Annotated in this window: 4 protein-coding genes; 2 read left to right on the forward strand and 2 right to left on the reverse strand. The window is 62.8% G+C overall.

Features of this window, described 5'->3' with window-relative positions:
* Positions 1 to 117 precede the first annotated feature (117 nt).
* The gene (locus E0L93_RS15575; protein ID WP_132693006.1) at positions 118 to 522 is read right to left on the reverse strand and encodes a single-stranded DNA-binding protein; all 405 of its coding nucleotides are present in this window, start codon (positions 520 to 522) and stop codon (positions 118 to 120) included.
* Between the two features lie 108 nt (positions 523 to 630).
* On the opposite strand from E0L93_RS15575, the gene E0L93_RS15580 reads away from it, so the two are divergent.
* Positions 631 to 867, forward strand: a complete 237-nt coding sequence (locus E0L93_RS15580; protein WP_132693007.1) for an XRE family transcriptional regulator — start codon at positions 631 to 633, stop codon at positions 865 to 867.
* A 103-nt stretch (positions 868 to 970) separates the two neighbouring features.
* Here E0L93_RS15580 and E0L93_RS16505 read toward each other — a convergent pair whose 3' ends face one another.
* Positions 971 to 1,534: a helix-turn-helix transcriptional regulator gene (locus tag E0L93_RS16505; protein WP_165874424.1), complete on the reverse strand. Its 564-nt coding sequence runs from the start codon at positions 1,532 to 1,534 to the stop codon at positions 971 to 973.
* A 147-nt stretch (positions 1,535 to 1,681) separates the two neighbouring features.
* On the opposite strand from E0L93_RS16505, the gene E0L93_RS15590 reads away from it, so the two are divergent.
* Complete coding sequence (locus E0L93_RS15590; protein ID WP_132693009.1) at positions 1,682 to 2,125, forward strand: Hsp20/alpha crystallin family protein; 444 nt, start codon at positions 1,682 to 1,684, stop codon at positions 2,123 to 2,125.
* The last annotated feature ends 189 nt before the right edge of the window (positions 2,126 to 2,314 follow it).

Consider the following 2,314-nt stretch of genomic DNA (forward strand, 5'->3'; position numbering starts at 1 on the left):
TGTTGTTGTCGATTAGGTTTCGCACCAACCGACGCCGTTAATATACACCTCTAGTCACACTTTGTAAAGGGCTTGAAACAGAAAATTTAAAAAATTTTCCGGCCTCCCTCTACGCTGCTAGAATGGGATGTCGTCGAAGTCCTTCTCGGAGAACTCCACGTCGTCTCCACCGCGCCGCGGTCTGCCGCTGCCCTCGCCCTCGCCGCCGCCCCGGCCGAGGAACTGCACGTTGTCGGCCACCACGTCCACCTTGCTGCGCTTGGAGCCGTCCTGCGCCTCCCAGGTGCGGTACTGCAGGCGGCCCTCGACCAGGATCGGATCCCCCTTCTTCTTGTAGTTGGCGATCGTCTCCCCCAACTCCCGCCAGGCAGTGACGTCGAAGAAGTCCACCTCCTCGCTCTTGGAGCGTACCCGATTGACGGCAAGCCCGAACTCGCAGACCGGAACCCCACTCTGCGTGAACCGTAACTCCGGATCCCGCGTCAGATTCCCCGCCAGTATCACCCGGTTGTAGCTGACCATCCCAAAAAACCTCCCTTCTCTCCGCCTCTCTCTATGCCCGCCATTCTACAGAACCCCTCCACCCTTACAAGTAGAAAAATCGTAAAAAGTCGTCTAGATTTATGGGACATGGAGGAGTATCTCTCGAGTGGCGAGGTAGCGAGGATTCTGGAGGAGCGGGGGATCATGAGCGCCCGGACGTTTCCGAGCTACGTATCGGTTCGGGCGTGGGAGCTGGGGCGCATACCGGAGCCGGACGCCGTTATCGGCCGCCGGTTCTACGGCTGGCGGCGGAGCACGATAGAGCGCTGGCTGTGGGAGCGGGGCTTCGGGTCGGAGGGGCCCTCTGAGTTTGCGAGCTCTTAACCTGGATTTTCCGCAGATTTAACTCCCGCACCCGGCCGGGGCTCTACAATCCGGGATGCGGCCCCGCCCTCCGTCTTCGAGCTCCGGGTCCTCCCCCCACCCACTACCGGAGCCATCTTCTTCCGGGGCCGGATCTCCGGCTCCCCGCCGGAGATCTCCCATGCTCCGGAGAACCCCCGTTCTCCCCGGCGCGGAACATCATGGAGGTTGAGACCGAACCGAACTGAGCCGATACCCGCCGGATCTGGCGCTTGACAAACCGCCGCTGCTCGCTGTCCTCCGGGAACCTGCCGTAGAGCTCCTGCAGCCGCCGCCGCTCCTCGTCCAGCCGCCGCAGGAAAGACTCCAGCCGCTCCAGAGACTCGACCTCCAGCCGCCGCTCGAACTCCTCCTCCCCAACCGACCGGGCCCACTCCAGAGATAAAGGCACCGGCTCCTCTCCCCTCTCCAGCATCCCCCCAGCCACCCCGGCAGCGAGCAACCGCTCCGGCTCCACCTCCAGCGCCCGAGCTAGCTTGCGGACGGTCTCAAACCGGGGCCGCGCTATCCTGCCCGTCTCGATCCCGGAAACGGTCGTCGGACTCACCCCAGCCTCCCGCGCCAGCCGACCCTGAGTCCACATCCGCGACCGGCGAATCCTTACCAGAAGCTCCCCCATCTCAGACATCTCCTGACACCTCACCATCAGAGGTAAAACTTAACATCCGAATATGTCTATAGTATACCTGTAAAAAAGATGTTTGAAAGCTGTATGAGCTGGGTATAGAGCTTTACGGCGGTTGGAAGGTCATGACGAGAAGGGAGGTGAGGAGAGATGTTGAGTCCTTTCCGGGGGTTCTATGATCTGCGCGGCGAGTTGAACCGGTGGTTCGATGAGATGTTCGGGCGGCTGCCGGAGCGGGTTAGCACGGTACGGGGCGAGGAGTGGGCTCCGACGATGGACGTGCTGACGCGGGACGGGAACCTCGTGATCAAGGCCGAGCTGCCCGGCGTGAGGGCGGAGGATGTGGACATAACGCTGCAGGACAACGTGCTGACCATCTCCGGGGAGCGCAAGAGCGAGGAGGAGGAGCAGCGTGGCGGCTACTACGTCCGCGAGCGCCGTTACGGCTCGTTCCGCAGGAGCATGACGCTGCCCGAGGGGGTGGATGAGAGCAAGATCCACGCCCGGTTTAAGGACGGTGTCCTCGAGGTGACCGTCGAGGGGGCGGGGGCTGTGGAACAGCAGCCCAGGCGCATTCAGATAGAGGGCGAGTAGGGCCCCGGCGGTCACCGGGGAGTCAGAGGGGCCGGGGCCGCTCCCCGGCTCTTCTCTCTGATCGGGGAAAGGAGGAGAGATGACCGGCTACATTCTGGTACTGATCGTGGGTGCCATAATCTCCGGCATCGCGGCGCTCTGGGTGCGCAGCGCGTACTCCAAGTACTCCAAGGTTGCGAGCGCCAGCGG

Origin of the sequence: Rubrobacter taiwanensis, assembly GCF_004337705.1 — a bacterium.
Classification (GTDB): domain Bacteria; phylum Actinomycetota; class Rubrobacteria; order Rubrobacterales; family Rubrobacteraceae; genus Rubrobacter_C; species Rubrobacter_C taiwanensis.